General features: G+C 56.6%; 34 protein-coding genes and 1 riboswitch. Of the genes, 31 read left to right on the top strand and 3 right to left on the bottom strand.

Translation table 11 applies throughout. The annotated features are described in order from the left end of the window. Nucleotides 1–6: 6 nt before the first annotated feature. The 19 genes from rplE (at nucleotide 7) to QU667_RS08975 (ending at nucleotide 10,319) form a co-directional block, all read left to right on the top strand. Complete coding sequence (gene rplE, locus QU667_RS09065; protein ID WP_304986862.1) at nucleotides 7–546, top strand: 50S ribosomal protein L5; 540 nt, start codon at nucleotides 7–9, stop codon at nucleotides 544–546. 19 nt (nucleotides 547–565) lie between these two features. Further along, nucleotides 566–751 (top strand): type Z 30S ribosomal protein S14, encoded by a 186-nt coding sequence (locus QU667_RS09060; RefSeq protein WP_006307548.1) that lies wholly within the window; start codon nucleotides 566–568, stop codon nucleotides 749–751. A 26-nt stretch (nucleotides 752–777) separates the two neighbouring features. Further along, nucleotides 778–1,176, top strand: a complete 399-nt coding sequence (gene rpsH, locus QU667_RS09055; protein WP_304986861.1) for a 30S ribosomal protein S8 — start codon at nucleotides 778–780, stop codon at nucleotides 1,174–1,176. A 22-nt stretch (nucleotides 1,177–1,198) separates the two neighbouring features. Then, nucleotides 1,199–1,750: a 50S ribosomal protein L6 gene (rplF, locus tag QU667_RS09050; protein WP_304986860.1), complete on the top strand. Its 552-nt coding sequence runs from the start codon at nucleotides 1,199–1,201 to the stop codon at nucleotides 1,748–1,750. A 21-nt stretch (nucleotides 1,751–1,771) separates the two neighbouring features. Continuing rightward, nucleotides 1,772–2,131 carry a 50S ribosomal protein L18 gene (gene rplR, locus QU667_RS09045; RefSeq protein ID WP_304986859.1) on the top strand — a complete coding sequence of 120 codons (360 nt, stop codon included), beginning with the start codon at nucleotides 1,772–1,774 and terminating at the stop codon, nucleotides 2,129–2,131. A 12-nt stretch (nucleotides 2,132–2,143) separates the two neighbouring features. Next, nucleotides 2,144–2,650: a 30S ribosomal protein S5 gene (gene rpsE / locus QU667_RS09040; protein WP_304986858.1), complete on the top strand. Its 507-nt coding sequence runs from the start codon at nucleotides 2,144–2,146 to the stop codon at nucleotides 2,648–2,650. A gap of 15 nt (nucleotides 2,651–2,665) precedes the next feature. After that, the gene (gene rpmD / locus QU667_RS09035; protein ID WP_006692907.1) at nucleotides 2,666–2,851 is read left to right on the top strand and encodes a 50S ribosomal protein L30; all 186 of its coding nucleotides are present in this window, start codon (nucleotides 2,666–2,668) and stop codon (nucleotides 2,849–2,851) included. A gap of 19 nt (nucleotides 2,852–2,870) precedes the next feature. Further along, nucleotides 2,871–3,314 (top strand): 50S ribosomal protein L15, encoded by a 444-nt coding sequence (rplO, locus tag QU667_RS09030; RefSeq protein WP_304986857.1) that lies wholly within the window; start codon nucleotides 2,871–2,873, stop codon nucleotides 3,312–3,314. A gap of 1 nt (nucleotide 3,315) precedes the next feature. After that, nucleotides 3,316–4,572, top strand: coding sequence for a preprotein translocase subunit SecY (gene secY / locus QU667_RS09025; RefSeq protein ID WP_304986856.1), 1,257 nt, complete (start codon nucleotides 3,316–3,318; stop codon nucleotides 4,570–4,572). A 17-nt stretch (nucleotides 4,573–4,589) separates the two neighbouring features. Beyond that, a complete protein-coding gene (locus QU667_RS09020) occupies nucleotides 4,590–5,234 on the top strand; it encodes an adenylate kinase (protein WP_304986855.1) in 645 nt (214 codons plus the stop codon). Nucleotides 5,235–5,252: 18 nt separating this feature from the next. Beyond that, entirely contained in the window at nucleotides 5,253–5,471 is a 219-nt protein-coding gene (gene infA / locus QU667_RS09015) for a translation initiation factor IF-1 (RefSeq protein WP_006307539.1), read from the top strand. A 94-nt stretch (nucleotides 5,472–5,565) separates the two neighbouring features. Continuing rightward, the gene (gene rpmJ / locus QU667_RS09010; protein WP_006307538.1) at nucleotides 5,566–5,679 is read left to right on the top strand and encodes a 50S ribosomal protein L36; all 114 of its coding nucleotides are present in this window, start codon (nucleotides 5,566–5,568) and stop codon (nucleotides 5,677–5,679) included. A 14-nt stretch (nucleotides 5,680–5,693) separates the two neighbouring features. Next, entirely contained in the window at nucleotides 5,694–6,062 is a 369-nt protein-coding gene (gene rpsM / locus QU667_RS09005) for a 30S ribosomal protein S13 (protein ID WP_021684861.1), read from the top strand. Between the two features lie 15 nt (nucleotides 6,063–6,077). Beyond that, nucleotides 6,078–6,470: a 30S ribosomal protein S11 gene (gene rpsK, locus QU667_RS09000; protein WP_006307536.1), complete on the top strand. Its 393-nt coding sequence runs from the start codon at nucleotides 6,078–6,080 to the stop codon at nucleotides 6,468–6,470. 20 nt (nucleotides 6,471–6,490) lie between these two features. Further along, nucleotides 6,491–7,084 carry a 30S ribosomal protein S4 gene (gene rpsD, locus QU667_RS08995; RefSeq protein ID WP_304986854.1) on the top strand — a complete coding sequence of 198 codons (594 nt, stop codon included), beginning with the start codon at nucleotides 6,491–6,493 and terminating at the stop codon, nucleotides 7,082–7,084. A gap of 50 nt (nucleotides 7,085–7,134) precedes the next feature. Continuing rightward, nucleotides 7,135–8,094 carry a DNA-directed RNA polymerase subunit alpha gene (locus tag QU667_RS08990; RefSeq protein ID WP_304986853.1) on the top strand — a complete coding sequence of 320 codons (960 nt, stop codon included), beginning with the start codon at nucleotides 7,135–7,137 and terminating at the stop codon, nucleotides 8,092–8,094. Nucleotides 8,095–8,113: 19 nt separating this feature from the next. Then, nucleotides 8,114–8,446, top strand: a complete 333-nt coding sequence (rplQ, locus tag QU667_RS08985) for a 50S ribosomal protein L17 (protein ID WP_006692900.1) — start codon at nucleotides 8,114–8,116, stop codon at nucleotides 8,444–8,446. 143 nt (nucleotides 8,447–8,589) lie between these two features. Next, a complete protein-coding gene (locus QU667_RS08980) occupies nucleotides 8,590–9,264 on the top strand; it encodes a hypothetical protein (RefSeq protein ID WP_304986852.1) in 675 nt (224 codons plus the stop codon). Between the two features lie 161 nt (nucleotides 9,265–9,425). Further along, entirely contained in the window at nucleotides 9,426–10,319 is an 894-nt protein-coding gene (locus QU667_RS08975; RefSeq protein WP_304986851.1) for an Rpn family recombination-promoting nuclease/putative transposase, read from the top strand. Nucleotides 10,320–10,386: 67 nt separating this feature from the next. Here QU667_RS08975 and QU667_RS08970 read toward each other — a convergent pair whose 3' ends face one another. Then, on the bottom strand, nucleotides 10,387–12,144 hold the full coding sequence (locus QU667_RS08970; protein WP_304986850.1) for an Rqc2 family fibronectin-binding protein: 1,758 nt from the start codon (nucleotides 12,142–12,144) through the stop codon (nucleotides 10,387–10,389). 307 nt (nucleotides 12,145–12,451) lie between these two features. On the opposite strand from QU667_RS08970, the gene dapF reads away from it, so the two are divergent. The 7 genes from dapF to metK all read left to right on the top strand — a co-directional run bounded on the left by dapF (nucleotide 12,452) and on the right by metK (nucleotide 18,202). Continuing rightward, nucleotides 12,452–13,291 (top strand): diaminopimelate epimerase, encoded by an 840-nt coding sequence (gene dapF, locus QU667_RS08965; protein ID WP_304986849.1) that lies wholly within the window; start codon nucleotides 12,452–12,454, stop codon nucleotides 13,289–13,291. Then, nucleotides 13,288–14,169, top strand: a complete 882-nt coding sequence (locus QU667_RS08960; RefSeq protein ID WP_304986848.1) for a YicC/YloC family endoribonuclease — start codon at nucleotides 13,288–13,290, stop codon at nucleotides 14,167–14,169. The genes dapF and QU667_RS08960 overlap by 4 nt, the downstream gene beginning before the upstream one ends. Before the next feature lie 3 nt (nucleotides 14,170–14,172). Next, nucleotides 14,173–14,424, top strand: coding sequence for a DUF370 domain-containing protein (locus QU667_RS08955; RefSeq protein ID WP_304986847.1), 252 nt, complete (start codon nucleotides 14,173–14,175; stop codon nucleotides 14,422–14,424). Continuing rightward, a complete protein-coding gene (gmk, locus tag QU667_RS08950; RefSeq protein WP_304986846.1) occupies nucleotides 14,421–15,014 on the top strand; it encodes a guanylate kinase in 594 nt (197 codons plus the stop codon). Before QU667_RS08955 ends, gmk begins: the two co-directional genes overlap by 4 nt. Nucleotides 15,015–15,126: 112 nt before the next feature. Further along, nucleotides 15,127–15,357 (top strand): DNA-directed RNA polymerase subunit omega, encoded by a 231-nt coding sequence (gene rpoZ / locus QU667_RS08945; protein ID WP_006692894.1) that lies wholly within the window; start codon nucleotides 15,127–15,129, stop codon nucleotides 15,355–15,357. Nucleotide 15,358: 1 nt separating this feature from the next. Then, entirely contained in the window at nucleotides 15,359–16,564 is a 1,206-nt protein-coding gene (gene coaBC, locus QU667_RS08940) for a bifunctional phosphopantothenoylcysteine decarboxylase/phosphopantothenate--cysteine ligase CoaBC (RefSeq protein WP_304988444.1), read from the top strand. Between the two features lie 258 nt (nucleotides 16,565–16,822). Next, nucleotides 16,823–16,927, top strand: a riboswitch (SAM riboswitch). Between the two features lie 90 nt (nucleotides 16,928–17,017). Next, nucleotides 17,018–18,202, top strand: coding sequence for a methionine adenosyltransferase (gene metK / locus QU667_RS08935; protein WP_304986845.1), 1,185 nt, complete (start codon nucleotides 17,018–17,020; stop codon nucleotides 18,200–18,202). Nucleotides 18,203–18,301: 99 nt separating this feature from the next. On the opposite strand, the gene QU667_RS08930 is transcribed toward metK, so the two are convergent. Then, a complete protein-coding gene (locus QU667_RS08930) occupies nucleotides 18,302–19,438 on the bottom strand; it encodes an acyltransferase (RefSeq protein WP_304986844.1) in 1,137 nt (378 codons plus the stop codon). Further along, nucleotides 19,425–20,141, bottom strand: a complete 717-nt coding sequence (locus QU667_RS08925) for an SIMPL domain-containing protein (protein ID WP_304986843.1) — start codon at nucleotides 20,139–20,141, stop codon at nucleotides 19,425–19,427. The genes QU667_RS08930 and QU667_RS08925 overlap by 14 nt, the downstream gene beginning before the upstream one ends. Before the next feature lie 190 nt (nucleotides 20,142–20,331). Here QU667_RS08925 and QU667_RS08920 point away from each other — a divergent pair, with 190 nt between their 5' ends. From QU667_RS08920 to QU667_RS08900, 5 genes are all read left to right on the top strand, one after another. After that, a complete protein-coding gene (locus tag QU667_RS08920; protein WP_304986842.1) occupies nucleotides 20,332–21,507 on the top strand; it encodes a glycosyltransferase in 1,176 nt (391 codons plus the stop codon). Nucleotides 21,508–21,563: 56 nt separating this feature from the next. Continuing rightward, nucleotides 21,564–21,932 carry a hypothetical protein gene (locus QU667_RS08915; protein WP_304986841.1) on the top strand — a complete coding sequence of 123 codons (369 nt, stop codon included), beginning with the start codon at nucleotides 21,564–21,566 and terminating at the stop codon, nucleotides 21,930–21,932. After that, on the top strand, nucleotides 21,880–22,587 hold the full coding sequence (locus tag QU667_RS08910; protein ID WP_304986840.1) for a CgeB family protein: 708 nt from the start codon (nucleotides 21,880–21,882) through the stop codon (nucleotides 22,585–22,587). Before QU667_RS08915 ends, QU667_RS08910 begins: the two co-directional genes overlap by 53 nt. A gap of 106 nt (nucleotides 22,588–22,693) precedes the next feature. Next, nucleotides 22,694–24,643: a molecular chaperone HtpG gene (gene htpG / locus QU667_RS08905; RefSeq protein ID WP_304986839.1), complete on the top strand. Its 1,950-nt coding sequence runs from the start codon at nucleotides 22,694–22,696 to the stop codon at nucleotides 24,641–24,643. Between the two features lie 9 nt (nucleotides 24,644–24,652). Beyond that, entirely contained in the window at nucleotides 24,653–25,324 is a 672-nt protein-coding gene (locus QU667_RS08900; RefSeq protein WP_304986838.1) for a TerC family protein, read from the top strand. Nucleotide 25,325 lies beyond the last annotated feature (1 nt).

Here is a 25,325-nt window from a genome sequence, read left to right as displayed (position 1 = left end):
CGCAAAGTGGATAGACTCAAAGAAAAGTATCAGAAGGAAGTTGCGCCGGCTCTGACGGAGAAGTTCGGCTATAAGAACGTCATGCAGCTCCCGAAGGTGGAGAAGGTCATCATCAACATGGGCGTCGGCGAGGCCGTCGGCAACCCGAAGGCACTCGATGCCGCTGTGACGGATCTCACCGCCATCGCAGGACAGAAGCCCCAGCTCACGCGTGCAAAGAAGTCGCTTGCCGCATGGAAGCTCCGCGAGGGGATGCCGATCGGCTGCAAGGTTACGCTGCGCGGCACGCGTATGTATCAGTTCCTCGACAAGTTCATGAATGTTGCGCTTCCGCGTGTCCGCGATTTTCGCGGGGTCAGCGAGAAGGCGTTCGACGGACGCGGCAACTATGCCGTCGGTCTGCGCGAGCAGCTCATTTTCCCCGAAATTGACTACGACAAGATTGACAAGATTCGCGGCATGAACATCGTCATCGTTACGAGCGCGCATACGGACGAAGAGGCAAAAGAACTCCTCCGTCTCATGGGTATGCCGTTCCGCGCGTAACGGGCAAGGAGGAACAACTGTGGCAAAGAAGGCAATGATTGAGAAGTGGAGCAAAGAGCCCAAGTTCTCGACACGCAAGTACAACCGCTGCAAGATCTGCGGACGTCCGCACGGCTACATCCGCAAGTTCGATATGTGCCGTATCTGCTTCCGTGAGCAGAGTTACAAGGGCGCCATCCCTGGTGTAACAAAGGCAAGCTGGTAACAAAAGTCAAAGGAGGATATCGATTCATGGCAATGACTGATCCTATTGCAGATATGCTGACCCGCATCCGCAACGCAAACTCGGTCTACCACGAGAGCGTCACGATCCCCGGGTCGAAGGTCAAGACGGCAATCGCCGAAGTCTTGAAAAAGGAAGGCTTCATCAAGGACTACTCCTTCCAGGAGGACGGCAAGCAGGGCGTTCTCACCGTCACGCTGAAGTATGGAGCAAAGCGTGAGCACGTTATCTCCGGCCTGAAGCGCGTTTCCAAGCCCGGACTTCGTCAGTATGCAAAGCACGATGCGCTCCCGCGTGTCTACGGCGGCCTCGGTATCTCCGTGATCTCCACATCAAAGGGGATCATGAGCGACAAGGACGCACGCAAGGCGGGGCTCGGCGGCGAAGTTCTCGCATTCGTATGGTAATGCACAGGCAGGAGGTGTAACAATGTCAAGAATTGGAAGAGCACCGATTCACATTCCGTCTGGCGTTACCGTCACGGTCGGTGCGGATAATCTCGTGAAAGTGAAGGGCCCGAAGGGCGAGCTTTCGCGCGAGATCCATCCGGATATGAAAATAACCGTCGAGGAAGGTGTCGTAACCGTCACCCGTCCTTCGGACGATAAAATGCACAGATCGCTCCATGGTCTTTCCCGCACGCTCATCAATAACATGGTGATCGGCGTGTCGGAAGGCTATACGAAGACCCTTGAGATCAGCGGCGTTGGCTATCGTGCGGCAAAGCAGGGCAAGAACTTAAGCCTCTCGCTTGGCTTCTCGCATCCCGTTGTCATTGAGCCGCCCGAGGGCATCGCGTTCGAGTGTCCCTCCGCTACGGTCATCACGATTTCCGGCATCAACAAGGAAGTCGTCGGTCAGACCGCGGCCGAGATTCGCGCACATCGTGAGCCGGAGCCGTACAAGGGCAAGGGCATCAAGTACGCCGGAGAGCATGTCCGCCGCAAGGAAGGCAAAGCCGGCGCGAAGGGCAAGAAATAAGAAGGAGAGGAGTGACACACTGTGCTTATCAAGCAGGATAAGAATAAGGCGCGCCGGAAGCGCCATCTGCGCGTGCGCAATCACATTGCGGGGACTGCGGCTCGTCCGCGCCTCAATGTATTCCGCAGCCTGAAGAACATCTACGCACAGATCATCGACGATGAAAAGGGCGTGACGCTCGTCTCTGCGAGCTCGAAGGACAAGGACTTCTCCCGGTACGGCGGCAACGTCGAGGCGGCAAAGGCAATCGGCGCTGCTGTTGCGAAGAAGGCTCTGGAGAAGGGCATCACCGAGGTCGTCTTTGACCGCGGCGGCTACATCTATCATGGCCGCGTCGCTGCTCTCGCTGAGGCGGCGCGCGAGGCCGGTCTGAAATTCTAAAGGAGGGAAAGCATGGCTAGACATAACGAAAACGAGACGCCGGAGTTTGAGGAGCGTGTCGTATTCATCAACCGCGTATCGAAGGTTGTCAAGGGCGGCCGACGCTCCTCCTTCAGTGCGCTTGTTGTTGTCGGCAACAAGAAGGGCAAGGTCGGCTTTGGCATGGGCAAGGCTGCCGAGGTGCCCGAGGCAATCCGCAAGGGTGTTGAGGATGCCAAGAAGAGCCTCGTCGAGGTTCCGCTGCGCGAGGAGCGCACGATCCCGCATGAGATCACGGGCATCTTCGGTGCCGGCCGCGTGCTCCTAAAGCCCGCCGCCAAAGGTACCGGCGTCATTGCCGGCGGTCCTGCGCGTGCGGTTCTGGAGCTTGCGGGCGTGCGTGACATCCTCACGAAGTCGCTCGGCTCGTCCAACCCGAACAACATGGTACGCGCGACGATGGAAGGCCTCATCGGCCTCAAGAATCCCGCCGATGTGGCAGCTCTGCGCGGCAAGTCTGTCCGCGAGATTTTTGGCTGATAAGGAGGAACGAACATGGCAAAAGTCAGAGTAACGCTGACACGCAGCTTGATCGGTCGTCCTGAGACGCAGCGCAAGACTGTGAAATCGCTCGGACTGCGTAAGCGCAACTCCGTTACCGAGCTTCCCGACACACCCGCCGTGCGTGGGCAGCTTCACAAGGTCTCCCACCTCATCACGGTGGAAGAGATTGCAGACTGAAGAGGGGAGGCAAACATCTATGAAACTGCATGAATTACAGCCCGCTGAAGGCTCGCGTGCCACGCGCAAGCGCGTTGGCCGCGGCATCGGCTCGGGCATGGGCAAGACTTCGACGCGCGGCATGAAGGGGCAGAAGTCCCGTGCCGGCGGCGGTGTCCGCAGCGGCTTTGAGGGCGGTCAGATGCCTCTCTATCGTCGTCTCCCGAAGCGTGGCTTCAAGAACATCTGGGCAAAGACCTTTGCCGAGGTGAACGTTGGCAGCCTGAACTGCTTCGAGGATGGCGCAACGGTTGATCGTGTTGCACTCATCGAGGCAGGCATCCTCAAGAATGTCCGTGACGGCATCCGCATCCTCGGTGACGGTGAGCTCACGGCAAAGAACCTCACGGTACGCGCACAGGGCTTTACGCAGGGCGCGGCGGAGAAAATTGCAGCGGCAGGCGGCAAAGTCGAGGTGATCTAAGGTGCTTCAAGCCCTTGGAAACATCTTTCAGATTCCGGAACTGCGGCAAAAGATCGTATTCACCCTCATCATGTTCGCCGTGTTCCGCATGGGGACGCACATCCCCGTGCCCGGCGTCGATCCGACGGCGATCGAGCAGCTCTTTGCACAGGGCACGCTGTTCGGTCTCCTCGATCTGTTCTCGGGTGGTGCGTTCAGTAAATTCTCCGTCTTTGCGATGAGCATTACGCCCTACATCAACGCTGCCATCATCATGCAGCTGCTCAACGTCGTTGTGCCGACGCTTGAGCAGTGGTCGAAGGAAGGCGCGGAGGGACACAAGAAAACGACGAAGGTCACGCGGTACTTAACGGTTGCGCTTGCATTCTTCCAGGCGATCGGTATGTCGATCGGTCTCAAGAGTGCGATCCTCAACCCGAGCCCCGTGAACATCCTCATCATTGCGATTACGCTCACAGCGGGGACGGTGTTCCTGATGTGGTTGGGCGAGCAGATCACGGCGAACGGTGTCGGCAATGGAATCTCTCTGATTATCTTTGCCGGTATCGTCGCGGCACTGCCGAAGAACATCGGCACGATCTATGCCTACGTCAAGGCGGGGACAATCAGCTACTTCAGCGTGTTTGCATTCGGTGTCATCGCACTTGCGATGATCGTCTTTGTCATCCACATCGAAACGGGGTTCCGCCGTGTTCCGATCACGTATGCAAAGCGCCTTGTGGGCGGCCGCGTGGGGAGCGGGCATTCGAGCCACATCCCGTTCAAGGTGAATCAGGCGGGCGTTATCCCGATCATCTTCGCCTCGTCGGTGCTCATGTTCCCGATTACGGTCGCACAGTTCATCGACATACCGTGGGTCAAGACCGCAGCGGCGTATCTTGAGTGGGGCAAACCTCTCCAGACCACGCTCTACGTTCTCATGATTATCTTCTTCACCTACTTCTACACGTCGGTGACGGTGAAGATCCCAGATATGGCAGACAACCTCAAGAAGTACGGCGGATTCGTGCCGGGGCTTCGTCCCGGACAGGCGACCGCCGACTATCTTGATTATGTGCTGACACGCATCACGCTCGCGGGGGCGTTCTTCCTCGCATTTATCGCGGTGCTGCCAAACATGGTGGCGGGTGCGACGAACATCCAGGGGGTGTACTTCGGCGGTACGGCTCTGCTCATCGTTGTGGGCGTTGCCCTTCAGACGATGAAGCAGATCGAATCCATGATTGTGATGCGTCATTATGAAGGCTTTATGAAATAATGCAGAAGGAGATTGCTATGCACATCATTTTGATGGGACCTCCGGGTGCCGGAAAGGGCACGCAGGCGGCAAACCTCGTAAAACGTTACGGTATCCTGCATATCTCCACGGGCGATATGTTTCGTGAAGCCGTAAAAGAAGGCACGCCGCTCGGCAAAGAGGCGAAATCCTACATGGACGCGGGCAAGCTTGTCCCCGACGAGGTGACGATCGGCATTGTGCGCGAGCGTCTCAGTAAGCCCGACTGCAAGAAGGGCTTTATCCTCGACGGTTTTCCGCGCACGGTCGAGCAGGCGGATGCACTCACGGAGATCCTAAAGGATAACGGCATCAAGCTCACGGGCGTTCTCAACATCAACGTCCCGGCTGCCGACCTCATCGAGCGTGCCGTCGGGCGCCGGATCTGCAAGAACTGCGGGCATTCCTTCCATGTGAAGTTTAACCCGACAAAGACCCCGGGTGTCTGTGACGACTGCGGCGGTGCGACCTATCAGCGTGCCGACGACAGCGAGGAGACCATGAAAAGCCGTCTTTCCGTCTATGAATCCTCCACGCGTCCCCTCATCGACTACTACACGAAGGCGGGCGTTTACAAGGAGATCGACGGCAGACAGGACATCGCAAAGGTCGAGGCGGATCTTGCCGCCGTCCTTGAGGCGTAAAAGGAGCGAAAGGGAAGTATGTCAAAACAGGATGTCATCGAGGTAGAGGGAAGGGTCGTTGAGAAACTTCCGAATGCGATGTTCCAGGTCGAACTTGAGAACGGACACGTCGTCCTTGCTCATGTTTCCGGAAAGATACGCATGAACTTCATCCGTATTCTGCCGGGCGACAAGGTCACCATTGAACTCACCCCGTACGATCTGACCCGTGGACGTATTACATATCGCTTCAAATAGTCCTGAAAAAACTGGCGGGATCAAAAGATCTGTGCTAGAATAGAAAAGATCGACTTGAACCAGAGATGTAAGGAGACGGAAGGAGGCAAGCGCAGTGAAGGTAAGACCGTCTGTCAAGAAAATCTGCGAGAAATGCAAGATCATCAAGCGCAAAGGCCGTGTCATGGTCATTTGCGAGAACCCGAAGCATAAACAAAGACAAGGATAAAAGGAGGTGCACTTATGGCACGTATTGCCGGTGTAGATTTGCCCCGTGACAAGAGAATTGAGATTTCCCTGACGTACATCTACGGGATTGGTCTCACGACTGCGAAGAAGCTGCTTGCGATCGCAGACGTGAACCCCGATACCCGTACGCGTGACCTCACGGAGGATGAAGTCGTCAGACTTCGTGATGCCATCGACAAGAACGCCGTGGTGGAGGGCGACCTTCGCCGCGAAATTCAGATGAACATCAAGCGTCTCGTTGATATCGGCTGCTACCGTGGCCGCCGCCACCGTCTCGGCCTGCCTGTTCGCGGACAGAACACGAAGAACAACGCGCGCACACGCAAGGGCCCGAAGAAGGCCGTTGCAGGCAAGAAAAAGTAAAGGAGGCTCGTAGAGGTGGCTGTTAAGAAAACAACACGTTCCAAGAAAAAAGTTCGCAAGAACATAGAGTCGGGCGTTGCACACATCAGCTCGACATTCAACAACACGATTGTCACGCTCACCGATAAGAGCGGCAATGCCCTCTCGTGGGCGAGCGCCGGCGGTCTCGGCTTCCGTGGTTCGCGCAAGAGCACGCCGTTTGCGGCACAGATGGCTGCAGAGACGGCTGCAAAGGCTGCGATGGAGCACGGTCTGAAGTCCGTCGAAGTCTATGTCAAGGGTCCGGGTGCAGGTCGTGAGGCGGCAATCCGCTCACTGCAGGCGACGGGTCTCGAAGTCAACATGATCAAAGACGTGACCCCCATCCCGCACAACGGATGCCGTCCGCCGAAGCGTCGCCGCGTCTAATAGGAGGTGCATGAAACAACATGGCAATTGATAGAGTACCAGTCTTGAAGCGCTGCCGTGCCCTCGGTCTTGAGCCGGCCACCCTTGGCCGCTCGCGCCAGTCGACGCGTCAGCTTCGCCGTACGAACCGCAAGGTGTCCGAGTACGGACTCCAGCTCAAGGAAAAGCAGAAGGCAAAGTTCATCTACGGTGTCCTTGAGCGTCAGTTCCGCGGCTACTATGACAAGGCGAAGAAGATGCCGGGCGTCACGGGTGAGAACCTGTTGAGCCTCCTTGAGCGTCGTCTTGACAACGTCGTCTTCCGTCTCGGACTTGCGAACACGCGCCGTCAGGCACGCCAGCTCGTCCGTCACGGTCATTTCACCGTGAACGGCAAGCGCGTTGACATCCCCTCCGCACTCGTCCGTGAGGGCGATGTGATCGAGGTCGCCGAGAAGAGCCGCGCGAGCGCGTTCTTCAAGGAGCTCAAGGAGAGCAGCAATGCCCTTTCCGCTCCCGCATGGCTGACCGCCGATCAGGCAAATCTGACGGGTACGGTGACGCGTTTCCCCCATCGTGAGGAAATCGACGTACCGGTCAACGAACAGGCCATCGTCGAACTCTACTCCAAATAATGAATGTGAATGTGTCTGCATTACGCGTTTATTTTGGAGGAGGCACATAGATGACAGATATCGAGAAACCGAAAATCGAGATCGCAGAGATCAGCGAGGACGGACGCTATGGGCGGTTCATCTGCGAGCCGCTCGAACCGGGCTACGGTACGACGTTCGGCAACAGTCTGCGGCGTATGCTGCTCTCGTCTCTCGACGGAGCAGCGGTCACCTCCATTCAGATCGACGGCGTGCTGCATGAGTTCTCCACGATTCCCGGCGTACGGGATGATGTGACGAGCATTGTGTTGGCACTCAAGCAGCTCTGCATTTCTATGCAGGGGTCGGAGCCGCACACCATTCGCATTGAGGCGGTTGGGGAGCGTGAGGTCACAGCAGCCGACATCGAATGCGGCAGCGACATCGAGATCCTGAATCCGGATCTTCACATCGCAACGCTGAACGCGACGGGCAAACTCAAGATCGAGATGACCGTCGAGCGCGGACGCGGCTATGTTCCGGCGGATAAGAACAAGAAGTCGGATGACTCCATCGGTGTCATCCCCATCGACTCCATCTTCTCCCCTGTGCAGCGCGTCAACTACACCGTCGAGGATACGCGTGTCGGCAACGTCACCGACTATGACCGCCTCATCCTCGACGTGTGGACGAACGGCTCCATCCGTCCGGAGGAGGCCGTGAGCAAGGCGGCGGCGATCCTCGTTATGCATCTGCGTCTGTTTCAGAACATGGACGGCAATGTGGTTGAGGAGGAGGAGGAAGTTCCCAACTTCCCGCCCGAGGAGATCGACGACAGTGCGAAGGTGCTGGAAATGACCATCGACGATCTGGATCTTTCCGTCCGTTCCTTCAACTGCCTCAAGCGTGCCGGCATCAACACCGTTGCGGATCTCGCGCAGAAGACCGAGGACGATATGATGAAGGTGCGCAATCTCGGACGCAAGTCTCTGGACGAAGTGAAGAAAAAACTTGAGGAGCTTGGACTCTCCTTGAGACAGGAAAACGAATAACGATAGGAGTGGGAAATACATGAGAAAGCTCGGACGCAATTCCGCGGCCCGCAAGGCTCTCCTCAGGAGCATCCTCACATCCTTCTTCAAGTACGGACGCATTGAGACGACCGAGGCAAAGGCAAAGGAGCTCCGCTCCCTCGCCGACGGTCTTATCACGCTCGCCAAGCGCGGCGACCTCAGTGCACGTCGTCAGGCGATTGCAGCTCTGGCGGAGGAGGATGTTGTACGCAAGCTCTTCGGCGAAATCGCAGAGAAGTACACAGACAAAAAGAGCGGCTACACCCGCATCTTGAAGCTCGGCCCCCGTCGCGGCGACGCTGCCCCGATGGCAATCATTGAGCTTGTCTGAACGTGACATCGTAAAAAACTCTCGGAACGAAAGTTTCGGGAGTTTTTTGTTATATTGAAAAATCCTCAAATAAGAGAACAAGAGTTCCTTGACGGGGGGGTAGAAGGTTATATAATTCTTAGAAAGAAAAGGAGGTCTTTCCTATGAGAAAAATTTGTATCATCGCAGTGTTGTTCATGGTCTTGGGTGTGCTTGCACTTCCTGCATCGCTGATGGGGCGGGCAGAGGCAGTGGACATGGCACAGGTGGAGGAACTCTATAATTGGCAGCAAAAAGTATATGGTTCACAGGAAGTTAAAAGTTTTCTTACGTGGGAAGAGATTGTTGAACCGGCTGGAATGGTGGACTACAGCCGTGTTCCGAAGCTTTCAGAGTTGCTTGGGCATGTGTTTCTCCTCACGGACTCTTACGGTTTCAGGTCACACGGTGATGCAAGCCATGGTGTAAACTCGATGCTTCATCAGGGATCTCAGCAATCCGCCCTCGTTTATTTTGTTACGCTCCCAGACAATTCTAGAAATAGACGAAGTATGATTGCGTTATTGGACAAGTCAGGAACATTTGTATCCGACTATAAAGTCAGACCCCTTATTGTCCGTTTCAATACGAGGTCTCAGGGGGCGAATGGTCTTATCCTTGGTTCATCCAATGTTGGCGAAGGGACTGTTCAGATAACGGATTCTCTTGTTGATCTCAGTCTTGAAAAGACAGGGCAGGCGGGTGTCTATCATCTCGTTTATTATGTGACGACCGTTGATCGAAACGGCGAGCATCTGACACGCTCAGATTGCTATGCGACACTTCAACTCATAAAATAAAAGGATTGCGAAAAATTGATTTCCCAAGAAAGTCTGATGTAAGCGTTTTACAGCTCATCCAAGAGGATGGGCTGTTTTCTTTAAGAGGTTTTTGTTGCATTCTTCATCGCTTTGTATTTATAATAATATCAGATAGATAGTGCTGTGATAGGGGGGATTTTATGCGTACGAGAGATTTTAACGCACTCAATGACCTGCTCTTCAAGTTTGTCTTTGGGCATGAGGAACGAAAGGCGGTTACGCTTTCCTTTATCAATGCGACGCTCCAACTGGAAGGGGAGAATGCGTTTGTTGATCTGCACTTTGCCGATCGTGCACTTGAGCCCGAGGAGGCAGAGGGGAAGACTTCTGTGCTTGATTTGCTCTGTGTTACAAATGATGAGACACAGGTCAACATCGAGGTTCAGGTGCAGAATCGTCAGAACATGGCACAGCGCAGTCTGTACTATTGGGCAAAGCTGTATCAATCGTCTTTGCGCAAGAGTAAGGCATACGATACACTCCGAAGAACAGTGACGATCAATTTGCTTGCGTATTCTTTTCTTCCGCAGAAGGGCTTTCACAACGTATACGGTCTCTACGATTCGGCAAAGTCGCATCGTCTGACGGATGATATTGAACTGCATTTTTTGGAGCTGCCGAAGGTGCGGAGGCAGGATTTACAAAATATGCGGTGTCTCGATAAGTGGATGGCATTTTTGAATAACAAGCTGAGTAATGAGGAAATGGAGGAACTTGCGATGAGTGAAGCAGCCATTGGGACGGCATGGGATGCAATCGACGATTACTTGCAGGATATGAGTCGTCGTCGCAGATATGAGGCACGGGAGAAATATGAGCATGATTATGTGTCAGACATGAAAGGATCGCGTGAGGAAGGGCGAAAAGAAGGACGAAAAGAAGGACGTAAGGAAGGGCTTCGTCTTGGCGCACAGCGTACTGCACTCAATCTCTTGCGCATGAATTTGCCGATGGAAACCGTTATCACAGCCTCGGAGCTTTCGGAGGAGGACGTACGGGCACTCGCACGGGAGCACGGCATAACGGTTCAGTAAGAGCGTACACGAAATAAGGCTGCCTTGGGATCAGCGGATTCCCATAGACAGCCTTTTGTTGTGCAGATTATCCAACGTTCGGATCTTGCGCAAGTATCGGCGCAAGTTCCTCCTCATCCTCGGTGACAAACAGCGTCTTTTCATTGATAAAGCGGACGAAGCCGGGGACAGCTCCCGAGGGTTTCTTGACAAAGCGGACGGCGGTGTAGTCGACGGGGACGTTCGAGGAACCGCGTGCCTTGCTGAAATGTGCGGCAATCTGAGCGGCGAGGTGGAGTGCCTGTTCCGTCGACGCATCTCCGTTTGTCCGCAGAATAACGTGCGAGCCGGGGATGTCGCGGACGTGCAGCCAGATGTCCGTCGGTGCGGCGGTCTTGAAGGTAAGCGCGTCATTCTGTGCGTTATTCTTGCCCACCAAGATCGTTGTGCCATCGGGAGCGGTAAAGGAGAACGGATGCGCACGGCGATCCTTGCTGCGCTTTGGCAGTTTTTCGTGGAGGTAGCCCGAAGTAATCAGCTCATCCTGTATCTCTGCAATCTCGGCAAGACGCGTGGAGGAGTCGAGCGATGTCTCGATGCTCTCAAGGTGGCGGATGTTCGCCATGCAGTGCTCCTGTTGGACGGCGAGCAGCTGCTGCGCACGCTTCAGCTTGTCATATTTCTTATAGTACGCCTGCATATTCGCAATGATGCCGATGCGTCGGTCGAGTGGAATCGTGATCGTTTCGCCGTTTTCGCTGTAGATGTTCGGGACGGTGATCTCATCGTCAGCATGGTCGCTGTACTGATACTGATAGGTCATCAGATTGTCGGCACAGATCTTCTGTTCCTCGGCATTCTCAGCCGCCGTGATCTCTGCGCCAAGTTTCTCGTATTTCTCACGTGCGCGCGCGAGTTCGGTACGTACGAGGCGACGAAAGCGTTCGCGGTCGGGAATGACATAGCTGCCGAGCCGTTTGTCTGCGTCGATCATCAGTGCGCTAAGCGTGGGATAGGAGATGCGTGTGGTTTTGGGAAGGTCACTGAGGGGGAATGCTGCCATCGCGGTCACCTTGCCGTTTTCGTCCAGACGCATGGAGGGAGCAGGGCGCTCCATCCATGCGCGAAGTTCCGTGAGTGCGTCGGAAACTGCCGCAAAGTCCGCCGCATCCAGTTTGGAGACGGCAATGTTCGGCGTAAGACCTGCAAGGAAACAGACCTCTTTCGCCGACACAGGCCCAAAGCCGAGGACAGCGCCAATGAGTGCCTGAAAGAGTTTTGCGTCGTTGTCCGACTGTATGCGTGTGATAATGTCTGCGATGTCTGCCGTAAAGAGATCGTGTTTGTCCTGCGCGGGCGGTAGGGTGTAGGGGATGCCCTTGAACACGGTGCGTACGCGGCTCGTGTTCTCGCCGATGCGGCGCAGTGCCTCGGTGATAATGCCGTCCTCGTGGAGGATGATGTTGCTGTATTTGCCGATGAGTTCGAGGGTGAGGGTGCGCGTTGTGATGCGCCCGCCGCCCGCGATCACGTCGATGTCGAGATGGATGATGCGGTCGCGTCCCTCCTGCCGTACGGCGGCAATGCGTCCCGTTTCGAGCTGTTTTCGGAGGAGCATGACGAAGGTCGGCGGCTCGGCGGGATTCTCGGGGGCGTTTTCGATGAGATGTGCGGATGGGTTGCTTGCGTTGGTGTTGATGTAGAGAAGGCGGTTTTGTCCCGGCTGACGCACGGAGAGAACGATGGACTGCTTATTCGGCTGGTTGATTTTATCGATGCGCCCGCCCGTGAGTGTGTCTGCGAGTTCACGCACGAGGGCGGACATGGAGAAGCCGTCAAGGCTCATAGTATTACCTCTTTATATTCTAAACGTCATACGGATGCCACGCGAACGCCTCGTTGCGCAAGTGATCGCGCTCTTGTACGCTTAAATACCGCCGGAGTTCTTAAACGCGCTTCGCTTGAACGAAAGAACTCCGACGGGGCGTACCGAGCACTTTACTCACTTGCTTCACTAGGGTTCGCTTTGGCATTCCGTATTCTTTGTATACTTCATAGAAAATTATACACGTCAATCATACAATAGGCAAGCGCTGCGCCTTGCGCATGGGGACGTTTCATAGTACAATACGTGCAGCAAGGCGGTGTAATGGATGAAGTTTACAAAGTGGCAGGGCTGCGGCAACGATTTCGTGGTAGTGGATTTCCTAGATAAAGAGCCGATGGACTTTGCGGCACTCGCGGTGAAGATGTGCGATCGGCATTTCGGCATTGGTGCGGATGGACTGATGGTGGTTTGTCCCTCGGAGATGGCGGATGTGCGGATGCGCGAGTTTAACCCCGACGGGACGGAGCCGGAGATGTGCGGGAATGGCATTCGCTGTTTCGCGCGGTATCTCTATGACTACGGGCGCATGAAAACACAGCAGTTCACGATTGAGACGCTGGCGGGGACGATGGTGCCGCGCATCATCACGCAGGACGGTGCGGTGACGGCGGTCGAGGTGGATATGGGCGTGCCTGTACTCGAAGGGGAGAAAATACCCGTAGCGGGCTTCGGCGCAGAGCGCGTGGTGGCACAGCCGCTTACGGTGGATGGTACGGAGTACCAGATGACGTGCGTCTCGATGGGCAATCCCCATTGCGTGATCTTTGTGGACGATGTAGAGGGCTTCCCTCTTTCGGAACTGGGGGCGCAGTTCGAGAACCATCCCGCATTTCCGCGTAAGATCAATACGGAGTTCGTCGAGGTGAGGAGCCGCAAACACGCGCGTATGCGCGTTTGGGAACGCGGTGCGGGGATCACGCTCGCGTGCGGCACGGGGACGTGTGCGACGCTGACGGCGGGCGTGCTGAACGATGTGCTCGACCGTGCGGCGGACATCGAAGTTGATGGCGGCGTGATTCATGTGGAGTGGCGTGCGGATGGGCATATCCTTATGACAGGTCCCGCTGAGCCGGTGTTCACGGGCGAATGGCAGGGGGCGCTATGAGTGCGCCGCGCAGGAGCATGACGGGCTATGGCGCGGGGACGGCTGAAACGGCGGACTACTGTGTCACGGTTGAGATCAAGGCGGTGAATCAGAGGTTTCTTGAGATTGCGCCGCATATGCCGCGTGCGTTCGGCGCGTGGGAGAATGATCTGCGCGACCTGATCCGCACGCGCGTTGCACGCGGCAAGCTCGATGTCTATGTGAACTTTGAGGATCGCAGCGAAAAGCAGTACGATGTCCACGTCAACGAGGGTTTGGCGCGTGCGTATTACACGGCACTCGGCAGGGTCGCGCATACGGTGGATGCGCCGCTGACGGGCGGCGTTCAGATGGCGGCGGCGTACGAGGGCGTGATCTCCGTGCGGGAGCAGACGGACATCGCGGGGGCGCGTGCGGTCTTTCTGGATGCGGCGGCGCAGGCACTCACCGCACTCGATGCGATGCGGCTTGCCGAGGGCGCACATATCGCGCGTGACTTTGAGAAGCGGCTTGCACGGCTTGAGGAGCAGCGTGCGCAGGTGAAGGCGATTGCACCGCAGATCGTGGCGGACTACCGTGCGCACCTCGCGGAGGTGCTTGCGGAGTTCAAGGAGGTCACGCCCGATGAGACGCGCCTTGTGCAGGAGGCGGCACTCTATGCCGACCGCGTGAACATCACGGAGGAACTCGTGCGGCTCGCAAGCCATTTTGCCCAGTTCCGCGCGATTCTTGCGGAGGCGGAGCCCGTCGGACGGCGGCTCGACTTCCTTTTGCAGGAAATCAACCGTGAGACGAACACCATCGGATCAAAGGCGAGCAATGCCGCCGCACAGCAGATTGTTGTCGCGATGAAGAACGAGGTTGAGAAGCTGCGCGAGCAGGTTCAGAATTTGGAGTGACGTATGGAGACGGTCAGTATCGGGTTCGGCGACATCGTTCTCGCGGGGCGCATGGTCGCCATCGTCGCACCAAGTTCCATGTCCGTCAAGCGTATGGTGCAGGATGCGCGGGATGCGGGACGGCTCATCGATGCGACGTATAAGCGGCGGACGCGTGCCGTCATCGTACTGGACAGCGGTCACATTGTACTCTCGGCACTTTTGCCGGAGACGATTGCGGGGCGCATGACGAGCGCAAAGGAGGCAGCAGAGTGAAAAAGGGGCTTCTCATTGTAATTTCGGGTGCATCGGGGACGGGAAAAGGGACGGTCTGCAAGGAACTGCTCGCACGCGAACGGGGGCTTGCCTACTCTGTTTCCGCGACCTCCCGCGCACCGCGTGCGGGGGAGCAGGACGGACGTGAATACTATTTTCGCACGCGTGCAGAGTTTGAGAAAATGATTGCGGCGGGCGAGTTCCTTGAGTATGCGGATGTGTACGGCAACTACTACGGTACGCCGCTCGCGTCGATTGAGGCGCGGCGTGCGGTGGGCGAGGACATCCTGCTCGAAATCGACACGCAGGGCGCATTGAATGTGATGGAGCGCTGCCCCGACGGGACGTTCATCTTTCTCCTGCCGCCCTCGCTTGAGGAACTGCGCCGTCGCATCACAGGGCGCGGGACGGAGTCGGAGGAGAGCCTTGCGCGTCGCCTTGCGGCGGCACGCGATGAGATTCGGCTCGGAAAGCGTTACCGCTACGCCGTGCTCAACGATACGGTGGAGGCTGCGACGGATCGGATTCAGACGATTCTCGCGGCGGAGCGTCTGCGTGCGGATATGGATCCGGCGCAGTTTGAAATTTGAAGCCTTACGATGCACGTTCCACGCGAACGCCTCGTCACGCAGGTGATTGCGTGTTTTGCCCGGAAACGCTTCGGGGTGTTGCACTGTAGAAATGGAAGATAAGAGGTACGGTATGAAAACGAATGTGGAAATCGGTATGGTCAATCCGTCGACGGATGAGCTGCTGACGAAGGTGGACAGCCGCTATGGTGTGGTGGTGCTCGCGGCGAAGCGTGCACGCCAGCTGCTGGAGGGAGATCCCGTGAAGTCCGAGCGTGCGCGTTCGACGAAGAATGTCACGAATGCGTTTGAGGAGATCGCGGAGGGCAAGATCAGCTATGACCTCTGCACAGAGAGTGTCTGACGTGGGCGCACTCGCGGGGCGGCGCATCGTCCTTGGTGTGACGGGCGGCATCGCCGCATACAAGGCGGTGGAGGTCGCAAGCCGTCTCAAAAAGGCGGGCGCAGATGTGCGCGTCGTCATGACGCGTGCAGCGACCTCCTTTGTCACGCCGCTCACGTTTCGCGAGATCACGGGACAGCCCGTCGCGGAGACAATGTGGGGGGAGCCGCAGCATCATGTCGCGCACATTGCACTCGCGGCGTTCGCGGAGCTCGTTCTGGTCGCGCCTGCAACGGCGAATTTTATTGCAAAGGCGGCGGCAGGGATGGCGGATGATATGCTGACGACGTTTGTCCTCGCGACGCGTGCGCCGCTCATCATTGCGCCCGCGATGAATACGGGCATGTGGGAGAATTCCGTCACGCAGGAAAATGTACGTCGCTTGACAGAGCGCGGCGCGACGATCATCCCGCCCGCCGTGGGACAGCTCGCGTGTGGCACAACGGGGGCGGGACGTCTGCCCGAGCCCGTGGAGGTTGTGCGTGTCGTCGAGAACCATTTCGCGCATGGGCAAAGCCTTGCAGGGCGGCGCATCCTCGTGACGGCGGCGGGGACGGAGGAGGCACTCGACCCCGTGCGCTTCCTCGGCAACCGCTCGACGGGGCGCATGGGCTTCGCCGTCGCCGCCGAGGCGGCGCGGCGCGGCGCGGAGGTGATTCTCGTCGCAGGACCGACACCGCTCGCAACACCGACGGGCGTGCGGCGTGTGGATGTGCGGAGTGCGCGTGATATGCACGCGGCGGTACGCGCGGAGTATGACGGCGTGGATGCGGTCATCAAGGCGGCGGCGGTGGCGGACTATCGTCCCGCAGAGATGGCAGAACACAAAATCAAGAAATCGGACGGCGAACTCACGCTCAAGCTCACGCGTAACCCCGACATCCTCTATGAGCTCGGACAACAAAAGAAACATCAGATCCTCGTCGGCTTTGCGGCGGAGACCCAGAACGTCGCGGAATATGCACGCGGGAAACTCGCGAAGAAGAACCTCGACTTTATTGTCGCGAATAATGTCGCGGAGCAGGATGCGGGGTTCGGCGTGCCGACGAATCATGTGCAGATTTTCTATGCGGACGGACGCGCGGAGGATCATCCGCTCATGGCAAAGGCGGCGCTTGCGGGCGTGATTCTCGACAGGTTGGAAGAGACGTTTCAGAAGCGGGGATGAATCTTCTACGTTGAGCGAAGTCCCAAAGCGAACCCTAGTGGAGTAAGTGAGTAAAGAGCGCGGTACGCCCCGTCGGATTTCTTTCGTTCAAGCGAAGCGCGTTTAAGAAGTCCGACGGTATTTAAGCGTACAAGCGCACGATCACTTGCGTAACGAGGCGTTCGCGTGGGACTTGCTCAATAATTGTGTATGCCTGTGAAAATAGTCCTTGACAACGCGGCGCGCATTCGTTACAATGCGAAACATAGAAGTGAATATACCTCATCCAGAGCAGTGGAGGGAATGGCCCGATGAAGCTGCGGCAACCATGACGTATGTGTCAACGGTGCCAATTCCTATAGGCGAGCGCCTATGAGATGAGAGTGGCAGTTCCGGCCTCCCTTGTCTTAGGGGAGGCTTTCTTAGTGAGGTTATCCTTATCCATCTATTTTTACGAACTAAGGGAGGTTCTAAATGAAGAAGATGCTCTTTACATCCGAGTCTGTCACCGAGGGTCATCCCGACAAACTCGCCGATCAGATCTCGGACAGCATTCTCGACGCCATCCTCGCGCAGGATCCGCAGGGGCGTGTTGCGTGTGAGACCCTCGTTACGACGGGACAGGCGCACGTCGTCGGTGAGATCTCGACCACCTGCTATGTCGATATTCCGAAGATCATCCGCCAGACGGTGCGTGAGGTCGGTTATACGAACGCCAGCTACGGCTTCGATGCCGACACCTGCGGCATTCTCGTCTCGCTTGACGAGCAGTCGCCTGACATCGCGCAGGGGGTCAATCAGGCGATTGAGTCGCGCGAAGGCAAGATGGACGCTGCAGAGGCGATTGGTGCGGGCGATCAGGGCATGATGTTCGGCTATGCGACGAACGAAACGCCCGAGTATATGCCGCTCACAACTGTTCTCGCGCATAAGCTCGCACGCCGTCTCACAGACGTACGCAAGAGCGGTGAGCTGAAGTATCTGCGCCCCGACGGCAAGACGCAGGTTACAGTGGCGTATGAGGACGGCAGGCCCGTCTACGTCGATACCATCGTTATTTCCACGCAGCACGACGAGGCGGTTGATCTTGAGACCATCCGCAAGGATATGATCGAAAAGATCATCAAGGAGATCGTTCCGGCGGAGCTGCTGCGTGCGGAAACAAAGTATTTCGTCAACCCGACGGGCAAGTTCGTCATTGGCGGCCCGCACGGCGACTCGGGGCTCACGGGGCGCAAGATCATTGTCGATACCTACGGCGGATGGGCGCGTCACGGCGGCGGTGCGTTCTCGGGCAAGGATCCCACGAAGGTTGACCGCAGCGCGGCGTATGCGGCGCGCTATGTCGCAAAGAACATCGTTGCGGCGGGGCTTGCGGATCGTGTGGAGATTCAGCTTGCGTATGCCATCGGTGTTGCACATCCCGTCTCCATCATGGTCGACACGTTCGGTACGGGCAAGATCGACGAGGAGAAGATCGTCGCGCTTGTTCAGAAGACGTTTGATCTGCGTCCTGCGGGCATCATCAAGATGCTGGATCTCCGCCGTCCCATCTATCGCCAGACGGCGGCGTACGGACATTTCGGCCGCACGGATGTCGATCTGCCATGGGAAAAGACGGACAAGGCGGAGCTGCTGAAGAAAGAAGCAGGGCTGTAAGTCTTAATACAAACTCTGCCATGTGTGCTCCACGCAAAGCATAAGAAAAGGCTGTCGCACGAAGAATTATCTTCGGCGGCAGCCTTTTGCACTGTCAATTTACTTTTTCGGCTTCAGTCCGATCGTCAGCTCATTTACGATTGGTACGCGCTCACCAATCCTCCGTACAACAATCGCACCTAGGAGCGTCAGCACGAGCGTCGCCGCATACATTGCGAGCGCAAGCGGCGCGGTGAGGACGTGACCGCTTCCGTGAATCGCCATGAGCAGGTAGGTGATTGCAATCGGATGTCCAAGATAGATAAAATAGGAGTGTTTTCCGAGGAGTTGAAATGTGCGCCCAAGAATGTTCTCCGTCCCCAGTCGGGTAAAGAACGCAAAGAGCGCGAGCGTGGCACCGATGGTGTAGAGGATGCCGAGCGGCGAGAGCTGATGCGCCGTGTAGATCCCTTCGAGCGGTGTGTATCCATCCACGAGCAGCAGCTTGTAGTACCACGCGAGGAGGGCGGCGAGGCTGAGGATGGCGAACGCATAGAGCCGCACCGTATTGCGTTCCATCCACGCGCGGAACGCGCCAAAATGCAGCGCGACATATCCGCCGAGCAGGAAGATAAAGACGTAGTGCATGACCCAGTAGTTCAGCCGATAGAAGAGCAGCGCACGCAGCAGCGTCCCCTCGGGCAGAGCGTAGACGTAGAGATTGAACGCCGTATCAAAGCTCGACCAGTAGTCAAATGCGACCTGCACGAGGAGAATCGCCGCGAGCAGCGGCAGGGTCATACGCGCGAGGAGAACGCGCCAGAGCGGCATCAGCAGATAGAACCAGATCAGGATCACCATGAAGTAGAGTTGATATTTTGCATTGCCGAAGAAGAGAATCCCCGGCAGTGCGGTGATCGGCGGGAAGCCCACCCCGTAGACGTATGCATCATGGAGGAGATAGAAAAGCGACCATACGAGATAGGGGATCATGACCGCGCGTCCGCGCCGCACGAGGAAATCGCGGTAGGAGAACGGCGCAGACGGCGACTGCCCGTAGAAGAGGCCGAACGCCGAGATAAAGAAAAAAATCGGCACGGCAAAGCGCGTACCGATGTCAAAAAGCGCCACAAGATGAATGTTCGGCGATGGATTCGCAAGGTACTCTGCACCGATGTGGATGCCGATCACGCCCATCATGGAGATACCGCGAATCGCCTCGACCGCAGAAACACGCGCCCGCTTACTCGATGACATAGGAGATGTTCACCGAGGCTTCATAGGACAGCTCCCCCGCCGCAATCGGCGTTGCGGCATCGTACGCCTCCTTTGCCATCATCATCGGCATATAGTTGCGCGGCGTATGGGACTGTGCATCTGCATAGACATTCAGCACGCGGACGATACGGACACCGAGCGCACGCGCCACGGCATCCGCCTTGCTGCGTGCGTCACGCGCCGCATCGGCAAGCGCGGCACTCTTTGCCGCACGCGGGTCACTCGCCGAGAATTCGAGGGAGTCCACACGGTTCGCGCCGTTTGCGAGTGCAGCATCAATCACCTTGCCTACATTGGCGAGGTTGCGCACCTTCACGACGACCGCGTTCGTTACTGTATAGCCCGTCGTCACACTGCGCCCATTGTCCTTCACATCGTAGACCGGCTCGAAATCATAGCGTGTCGTCTGAATGTCGCGCTCTGCGATGCCGAGCGCCTTTACCGCGTTCTGTACGCGTGCCGCCTGTGCCGCATTGTCCGCGTGCGCCCGTGCCGCATCCTTTGCCTCCGTTACAACGCCGAGCGTGACCTCCGCCATATCGGGCGCGATCTGAGCCGAGCCGACCCCGTTCATCGTCAGCGTCGGCACTGCCTCCTCGGCGGATGCCGTCCCCGTCGGAATCACCAGCGCGAGGGCAAATATTGCCGCGCATACGAGTGAACCCAATGAAAAATGCTTCATGATAACCCTCCGTTCTTTCGAGCAGAATGCCTAAAACTGCGTTCATTATAGCATAGAGGGAGAGAAAATGGATTATGCAGAGGTAAAGATTTTGATGTGTAAATGCGCGGAGATATTTGCGAAAGACTTTCGGATTTGTTACAATAAATTTATCCTGATGGAACGGAAATGAATGGAATTGGAGCATCACATGCGGATACTGCTGGCGAATTTCTCAAAGATGGTCGGAGATACGGGCGGAGCGGCGAAGGTGAATGTCGCGTTTGCGAATGAGATGGTGCGGCGCGGGCATACGGTGACGACGGTCTACACGGACGACCGTGAGGGGGCGTTTTTCTATCCGCTGGACGAACGTGTGACGGCGTACAATCTCCAGCATTTTCGCGGGACACACTGCACGTTCCCGACCGCGCTCAAGATCAAGCGCGAGGTGCTGCGTGCATTCGGACAGCGATATGGACGCAGCGTCAACGATGAATTTTTTGCGAAACACATCCAAAAGAATATGGCGGCGGTACTGGATGAGGTACAGCCCGATGTCATTATCTGTTTTCAAACGAGCTCGGCAAAGATGCTCCTCTGTGATCTTCGGATCGAAACGCCCGTCATTATCATGTCGCACGGCGATCCCGTGGATCTGTTTCAGACCCATCCGAAGGAGGAACTGCCCGCACTCGAACGCTGTGCCGTGTTCCAAGTGCTCCTGCCGGGCTTTGCCGAGCGTGTGCAAAAATACATCCCAAACGTGCGCGTCGTTCCCATCGGCAACGTCGTTCCTCAGTATACGGAGCAGGCGGATTTGGCGCGTGAAAAAGAGATGTACAAGATCATCTTTATTGGGCGTATGGTACGCAACCACAAGCGCCCGCATCTCTTGATTGCGGCATTTTGTAAGATTGCGGCAGAGTTCCCCGACTGGACGCTCGAACTCTGGGGAGCAGAGGACAGCAAAAGCTATCAGAAGGAAATGCTGCGGATGATTGCGGCGGCAGGTCTGGAAGATCGCATTTTGTTTTGCGGGACGACGGCGGAAATCCCGCGCGTGTTACAGGGCGCTGATCTCTGTGTTGCGCCGAGTGCATACGAAGGTTTCAGCCTTGCGCATACGGAGGCGATGAGCATGGGATTGCCGCTGATCGGCTATCAAAGTTGTGTTTCTGTCGCCGAACTGATTGATGATGGTGTGAATGGGCTGCTTGCAGCAGACGGGGCAGAACCCCTCGCGGAGAAAATGACAATCCTTATGCGTGACCGCAATTTACGCGTGAAGATGGGGAATGCGGCGCGTGTATCCATGCGCGCCTATGCCCCCAAGATCATCTGGACAAAGTGGGAGAATCTGATGCGGGAGGTTATGTCCTCATGAAAAGCCGAGCATGGGGGACGCAAGGATAGGAGATCGGAATGCATATTGTATGTGTTATGTCGGCGCGATTTGATGGCTTCTTGCATATCACAGAGACGCTTGAGAAAATGGGACATATCGTGCGTTTCTTTCCAACTGAGCCGTATCGGGAAATATGTTCGTACGCCGAGAAGAAACTGGATAAACTCGGCTTTCATCAGGGGCGGGAGCGTTACCTTCACCAATGGCGGGAAAATCTTTATCGGACGATGGAGAAGTTTCATCCCGATGTGATCCTGTTCATCAATATCCCAAAGGCGATATTGGACGAGGTTGATCAAAAGAAAATCAAACAAGCGTTTACCCCTCCCCCCGAAAATTCTGTGCTGGCTCGTGGACAGCATTGTTGGTCAGGGAGGATGGGAGGCGTTTTTCCCATATTGTGATCGCATCTATGTCTTTGAGAAACGGGATGTGCTGTTTTTGCAGGAGCGGTATCAGATCCCCGCTGCATATTGTCCCGTGGGATATAACGCAGCATATGCGAGGGTGGAGGCACGCCGGGATAAGGAGATTGATATTGCCTTTATGGGGGCGCCGTATCGAAATCGTCTGCATATCTTGGAACAGGCTGCTGCCCATGCCGTGCGCAATGGATGGCGCATGGCAATTTATGGCCCGTTTTATGAAGAGCGATATTTTTGGAAGAAGCACCTCTTTCAGAGAAAATATCCATACATCACAAAATATCTTACCAATGGCATGGTGCTGCCGGAGGAGGCTGCGGAACTCTATGCACGCTCGAAAATCTGCCTGAACATCCATCTCTCCGCACATAAGGGGGTCAATCCGCGCACGTTCGAGATCATGGCGACGGGCAGTTTTCAGCTCGTTGACGAACGCGAGGACTATGCGGGGCTTGTGCCGGAGCAGGACATGGCGATTTTTCGCTCGACGGAGGAACTGATCGAAAAGATTTCATATTATCTTGCGCACGAAGATGAGCGCGAGCGCATTGCCGCACGCGGTCACGCTGCCGTTCTTGGTCGGTACAGTATGGAGGCATCTTTGCATCGGATACTCAATTGTTGCAGTGAATAACTTATTTTTGACTTTTTGTCATTTTTGGTGTACTATATTCACAGTTTGGAATTGCATACTTTAGAGAACTATGCAAAATAATCGAATACAAGGGGAGAACGATACTATGGCAAAGGAAACGTTTGAGTTTCAAGCGGAGACAAAGCAGCTGCTCGATCTGATGATCCACTCGATCTACACGAACCGCGAGATTTTCCTGCGCGAGCTGATTTCGAATGCGTCGGATGCGATGGACAAGTTGCATTTCGAGAGCCTGACGAACCGCGATATGCTTGAGGGCGATGAGAACTATGAGATTTTCCTCGTGCCCGACAAGGAGAGCAAGACGCTGACGATCTCGGACAGCGGCATCGGTATGTCGCGTGCGGAGGTCGTGGAGAACATCGGCACGATTGCAAAGTCGGGCACGAAGGCGTTCATGGAGCAGCTCGCAAAGGCGAAGGAGGAAAGCGGCGGCACACCCGACAAGGAGCTGATCGGGCAGTTCGGCGTTGGCTTCTACTCGGCATTTATGGTTGCGGAGCGTGTGACGATCGTAACGCGTCGTGCGGGTGAGCAGCAGGCGACGCGTTGGGAGTCGGCGGGCGACGGCAGCTACACGATTGAGGACGCGGAGAAGGAGACGCGCGGCACGACGGTGACGATCCATCTCGCGAAGGAGTTCACGGAGGGCGAGACGGACTATACGGATACGTTCACATTGGAAAGCCTCGTGAAGAAATACTCCGACTATGTGCGCTATCCGATTCGCATGAACGTCACGACGGAGGAGATGCCGCGCGACGATGAGGGCAAGGTCATCGAGGGCGCGGAGAAGATCAAAAAGACGGAGCTGCGCACGCTGAACTCGATGCAGCCGCTCTGGACGCGTGCAAAGTCCGAGATCAAGCCGGAGGAGTACAACGATTTCTTCCGTGACCAGTTCCACGAGTGGGAAGCACCGATGGAGGTGTTCCACACGAAGGCAGAGGGCACGGTGGAGTACACGGCACTCCTTGAGATCCCCGCGCGTGCGCCGTTCAACCTCTATCAGGCGGACTATGAGCCGGGGATTCAGCTCTACTCGCGCCATGTGTTCATCATGGACAAGTGCAAGGATCTCCTGCCGGACTACCTGCGTTTCGTCAAGGGGCTTGTGGACTCGCCCGACCTCTCGCTCAACATCTCGCGTGAACTCTTGCAGCAGAGCCGTGAACTCAAGACCATCGGGCGTGCGCTTGAGAAGAATGTACTCAAGACGCTCGGCAAAAAACTGGAGAAAAACCGCGAGGACTACGAGAAGTTCTGGAACGAATACGGCCGTATGCTGAAGATCGGCGTCTACAACAGTATGTACGCGGGGCGCGACACGGTGGACAAGCTGAAGGATCTCCTGCTCTTCCACAGCTCGAAGGAGGGGGCGCTCGTCTCCCTCAAGGAGTATGTTGCGCGGATGCCCGAGAGCCAGAAGAGCATCTACTACGCGACGGCGAAGGATCAGGCGACGATTGAGCAGCTGCCGCAGATGGAGCAGCTGCGCGAGCGCGGGTTGGAGGTGCTGTTCCTGCTCGACCCCGTGGATGAGTTCGCGATTGAGACGGTGCATGAGTACGAGGGGAAAAACTTCCATTCGATCAGCCGCGGCGACTTGGGTCTCGATGATGCGGAGAGCGAGGCGGCGAAGAAGGAAACGGAGGACATCGCCAAGGCGAACGACGATCTCATCAAGGATGTGAAGGAAGCCATCGGGGATAAGATCGCCGAGGTGAAGATCTCACAGCGGCTGCGCTCAAGCGCGGTCTGTCTGGTCGCGGATGAGGCGGGACCGTCGCTGTCGATGGAGCAGACCTTTGCCGAGATGAACAATCCGATGTTCAAGGCACGGCGCATCCTTGAGATCAATCCGCATCACGATCTCTTTGCGAAGCTGAAAGAGGTGCACGCGGCGGGCAAGGACAGCGAGGAGTTCAAGGACTACTGCGACCTGCTCTATACGCAGGCACTGCTGATTGAGGGCATCCTGCCGGAGAATCCCGTCGCCTTTGCGCAGAAGCTCGCAAAAATGATGGCAAAATAAGGAGAGACCGTGGAAGTCGAACTCTTTTCATCACAGTTCTTTGTGGCACTCTTTTCGATCATCGTGCTCGATCTCGTGCTCGCGGGTGATAATGCCGTCGTCATTGCGATGGCATCGAACCGGCTGCCCGCGCACCTCCGAAATCGTGCGATCTACGTCGGCACGGCGGGGGCGATCGTTGTCCGTCTCATCATGACGTATTTCGCGGTGCAGCTGCTCTCCGTGCCCTACTTGCAGGCACTCGGGGGGCTGGTGCTGCTGCCGATTGCGGTGAAGCTGATGAAACCGTCGGGCGGCGAGGCGCATATCGAGGCGGCGGAAACGTTCGCGGGCGCGGTCAAGACGATCATCGTTGCGGATGCGGCAATGGGCATTGACAATGTGATCGCGATTGCGGGGGCGTCGCACGGCGACTTTCTGCTTGTTGTGATCGGACTTCTCATCAGTATCCCCATCGTGGTGGGCGGCAGTCAGCTGATCGGCAAGCTGATGGAGAAATATCCCGTGCTCATCGTGCTCGGTACGGCAATTCTCGGATGGACGGGCGGTACGATGATCGTACACGACCGTACCATTGGTGTGATGATCTTGGCGGCGCTGCCGCAGGCGGAGCACCTTCTTCCTGCGGCACTCGCAGGCGCGGTGTGCGGCATTGGCGGCTATTTGCAGCGGAGAAAATGAT

Origin of the sequence: Selenomonas dianae (assembly GCF_030644225.1) — a bacterium.
Lineage (GTDB): Bacteria > Bacillota > Negativicutes > Selenomonadales > Selenomonadaceae > Centipeda > Centipeda dianae.
Note: the sequence above shows the minus strand (reverse complement) of the source record. Positions and strands in the feature narration are given on the sequence as shown.

Bases quoted from the DNA above. Each gene is read 5' to 3' on its own strand.
- rpsH (WP_304986861.1), top strand. From the start codon at position 778: ATGGCAATGACTGATCCTATTGCAGATATGCTGACCCGCATCCGCAAC.
- rplF (WP_304986860.1), top strand. From the start codon at position 1,199: ATGTCAAGAATTGGAAGAGCACCGATTCACATTCCGTCTGGCGTTACC.
- rpsE (WP_304986858.1), top strand. From the start codon at position 2,144: ATGGCTAGACATAACGAAAACGAGACGCCGGAGTTTGAGGAGCGTGTC.
- rpmD (WP_006692907.1), top strand. From the start codon at position 2,666: ATGGCAAAAGTCAGAGTAACGCTGACACGCAGCTTGATCGGTCGTCCT.
- rplO (WP_304986857.1), top strand. From the start codon at position 2,871: ATGAAACTGCATGAATTACAGCCCGCTGAAGGCTCGCGTGCCACGCGC.
- QU667_RS09020 (WP_304986855.1), top strand. From the start codon at position 4,590: ATGCACATCATTTTGATGGGACCTCCGGGTGCCGGAAAGGGCACGCAG.
- infA (WP_006307539.1), top strand. From the start codon at position 5,253: ATGTCAAAACAGGATGTCATCGAGGTAGAGGGAAGGGTCGTTGAGAAA.
- rpsM (WP_021684861.1), top strand. From the start codon at position 5,694: ATGGCACGTATTGCCGGTGTAGATTTGCCCCGTGACAAGAGAATTGAG.
- rpsD (WP_304986854.1), top strand. From the start codon at position 6,491: ATGGCAATTGATAGAGTACCAGTCTTGAAGCGCTGCCGTGCCCTCGGT.
- QU667_RS08990 (WP_304986853.1), top strand. From the start codon at position 7,135: ATGACAGATATCGAGAAACCGAAAATCGAGATCGCAGAGATCAGCGAG.
- rplQ (WP_006692900.1), top strand. From the start codon at position 8,114: ATGAGAAAGCTCGGACGCAATTCCGCGGCCCGCAAGGCTCTCCTCAGG.
- QU667_RS08980 (WP_304986852.1), top strand. From the start codon at position 8,590: ATGAGAAAAATTTGTATCATCGCAGTGTTGTTCATGGTCTTGGGTGTG.
- QU667_RS08975 (WP_304986851.1), top strand. From the start codon at position 9,426: ATGCGTACGAGAGATTTTAACGCACTCAATGACCTGCTCTTCAAGTTT.
- QU667_RS08970 (WP_304986850.1), bottom strand. From the start codon at position 12,144: ATGAGCCTTGACGGCTTCTCCATGTCCGCCCTCGTGCGTGAACTCGCA.
- dapF (WP_304986849.1), top strand. From the start codon at position 12,452: ATGAAGTTTACAAAGTGGCAGGGCTGCGGCAACGATTTCGTGGTAGTG.
- QU667_RS08960 (WP_304986848.1), top strand. From the start codon at position 13,288: ATGAGTGCGCCGCGCAGGAGCATGACGGGCTATGGCGCGGGGACGGCT.
- QU667_RS08955 (WP_304986847.1), top strand. From the start codon at position 14,173: ATGGAGACGGTCAGTATCGGGTTCGGCGACATCGTTCTCGCGGGGCGC.
- rpoZ (WP_006692894.1), top strand. From the start codon at position 15,127: ATGAAAACGAATGTGGAAATCGGTATGGTCAATCCGTCGACGGATGAG.
- metK (WP_304986845.1), top strand. From the start codon at position 17,018: ATGAAGAAGATGCTCTTTACATCCGAGTCTGTCACCGAGGGTCATCCC.
- QU667_RS08930 (WP_304986844.1), bottom strand. From the start codon at position 19,438: ATGTCATCGAGTAAGCGGGCGCGTGTTTCTGCGGTCGAGGCGATTCGC.
- QU667_RS08925 (WP_304986843.1), bottom strand. From the start codon at position 20,141: ATGAAGCATTTTTCATTGGGTTCACTCGTATGCGCGGCAATATTTGCC.
- QU667_RS08920 (WP_304986842.1), top strand. From the start codon at position 20,332: ATGCGGATACTGCTGGCGAATTTCTCAAAGATGGTCGGAGATACGGGC.
- QU667_RS08915 (WP_304986841.1), top strand. From the start codon at position 21,564: ATGTCGGCGCGATTTGATGGCTTCTTGCATATCACAGAGACGCTTGAG.
- htpG (WP_304986839.1), top strand. From the start codon at position 22,694: ATGGCAAAGGAAACGTTTGAGTTTCAAGCGGAGACAAAGCAGCTGCTC.